3 protein-coding genes are annotated in these 2,207 nt (G+C 54.2%); 2 read left to right on the forward strand and 1 reads right to left on the reverse strand.

Translation table 11 applies throughout. The features are described from left to right. Together H6F43_RS02855 and H6F43_RS02860 are read left to right on the forward strand one after the other, a co-directional pair. Positions 1 to 1,101 (forward strand): HlyD family secretion protein (locus H6F43_RS02855; RefSeq protein ID WP_190340493.1); only part of this gene is annotated, 1,101 nt, incomplete at its 5' end. A 250-nt stretch (positions 1,102 to 1,351) separates the two neighbouring features. Then, positions 1,352 to 1,630: a hypothetical protein gene (locus tag H6F43_RS02860; protein WP_190340494.1), complete on the forward strand. Its 279-nt coding sequence runs from the start codon at positions 1,352 to 1,354 to the stop codon at positions 1,628 to 1,630. 2 nt (positions 1,631 to 1,632) lie between these two features. Here the strand turns inward: H6F43_RS02860 and H6F43_RS02865 are convergent, their stop codons facing one another. Continuing rightward, complete coding sequence (locus H6F43_RS02865) at positions 1,633 to 1,935, reverse strand: 2Fe-2S iron-sulfur cluster-binding protein (RefSeq protein ID WP_190340495.1); 303 nt, start codon at positions 1,933 to 1,935, stop codon at positions 1,633 to 1,635. Positions 1,936 to 2,207: the final 272 nt, after the last annotated feature.

The raw sequence follows: 2,207 nt of genomic DNA on the forward strand, positions 1-2,207 counted from the left end.
ACAGTGGCAGGACATATTCACCAGATCAGCGCTCGCGTTCCGGGTACGGTGCAGCAGATATTGGTCAACGACAATCAGGACGTGCAAGCCGGACAGCTGCTCGTAAAGCTGGACCCCCGCGACTACCAGATCAAACTCCAGCAGGCGCAGGCAGATCTGGCAACTGCTCAGCAGAAAGCGAATACCGCGCAGATTAATATCGCCCTGTCGGCTAAAACTGCGCAAGCATCCACTACCCAGTCGCAAGGCGACATTGGCAAGGCAGAAGCGTCGATCGCGACGGCGCAGGCGCAAGTGACCGAAGCCCAAGCAGGCGTTCCAAGAGCGCAAGCGCAACTGGCACAGTCACAAGCCAATCTGCTAAAAGCCCAGACGGATTTGAGCCGCTTCACCGAGCTACGCAGCCAAGGCGCAATTCCCCAGCGCGATCTAGACACGGCTCGCCAAGCGTACCAAGTGGCGCAGGCGCAGACAAACGCCGATCGCCAAGCCGTTGAGCAGGCGCAGGCAAAGGTGGCGCAGGCGCAGCAAACCGTTGCCAATGCCCAAGCCGGACTGCAAGCGTCTCAGGGAGGTCTACAGCAAGCGGAAGCCAAAGGTATTCAGACCCTGGTGAGTCAAAGCGACTTTAGCACGGCAAAGACGGCGATCGCTCAAGCGCAGGTGGCACTCCGTAACGCCCAACAGCAACTCTCTTACACCAGCATTGCCGCTCCAGCCAGCGGTCGCATCGGGCGCAAGACGGTAGAAGTCGGGCAGCAGATCCAGCCCAGAACGCCACTGATGGCGCTGGTCAGCACGGAGTATTGGGTAACAGCAAACTTTAAGGAAACACAGCTAGAGCAGATGCACCCCGGACAGCGGGCAGAAGTTAAGCTCGATGCTTTTCCCCACAAAACGTTCACGGGTCATTTAGAGAGTTTGTCTCCAGCATCAGGGGCTGAGTTTGCTCTACTGCCACCCGATAACGCCACAGGCAACTTTACGAAGGTTGTGCAGCGGGTTCCTGTGAAAGTCGTTTTCGACGCTGACAGCATTCGCGGCTACGAGTCCCGTATTACACCCGGAATGTCAGCAACCGTCGCGATCGACCTCAAGTAGTCGCCGCGCACGTGTCTTACTGGCAGCTCGATCAATGGCGCTCCTGCGCTCCCAGTCGTCGTTGGGAGCCTCTGACTTTCGCTGCCAGCAGGCTCAGGTCCTTCTTCAGCGCTAGAGGAAAAATTTAACTGAGAGCTGCTCTAGACATTGAATTGAGCAAATAGTGAACTGAGCCTGAATTGAGCCGAGCGATCCGAAACTCGCACTAGTTTTCCGCTAGAATATAAAGAAATTGTTTAGATTTCGATCTATGCACCGAAACTATTACGGCATTCGGATCGCTTCAACATGCACAAGCCAGCGATGGAAGTGGCAGCTTGCCTTACCGATCGGGTCAGTCGTTACGTCCAACACCGACTACGAAACGCCTGAGCAAGCGCTCCAGCAAGGAGCCTACTGGCTTAGCGCTGAAGCGGCATTTAACGCGCTTAGTAGCTGTCTATCGGACTTGTGCGGCGCGGGAGCGCTTTGCCAGCAAGAGTACTGCGTGCTAATGTACTCGTTCCTGCAAATTACCCAGCACCGCTAGCGCTACACCAGTTCTTCTTCTTTATGCGTCTCGATCGTGCAGTCTGACGTGGGGTGAGCCACGCAGATTAGCACATAGCCCGCTGCAACTTGGTCTTCATCCAAATAGGATTGCTCGGACTGATCCACAGTCCCTTCAACCAGCTTGCCCGTGCAGGTCGAGCAGACGCCCTGCCGACACGAGAACGGTAGCTCCATGCCTTCGTTCTCAGCCGTAGCAAGAATGTACTCGTCCTCCGGGACGTCTACTGCTTGATCAATGCCTTCGTTCTCATTCATCAGTCGAATCTTGTAGGTCGCTGCCATAATGTCTCCTGAATGGGTGAGCCGGAAAGAGTAAGCGATATCACTGCCAAGACTAGTGCACGTATTTCATAGTTTTGCTCTACCAAGGGATAGCCTGTTACAACCTTTTGGTCAGCTCTAAGATAGATAATTCTCTAGAGAATGTGTCTGACGATCGACGTTGCTGGCGAAATTGCTGGTTAATAGTCATTGGTGACTCCTTGCTATTAGTCATCGATCCTTGACGCATACATCGTTGATACAAACGGCGTTGTTATTTGTTTAAGCTCAAG

This window comes from Leptolyngbya sp. FACHB-36, from assembly GCF_014695955.1.
In the GTDB taxonomy this organism is placed as follows: Bacteria; Cyanobacteriota; Cyanobacteriia; order Leptolyngbyales; family Leptolyngbyaceae; genus FACHB-36.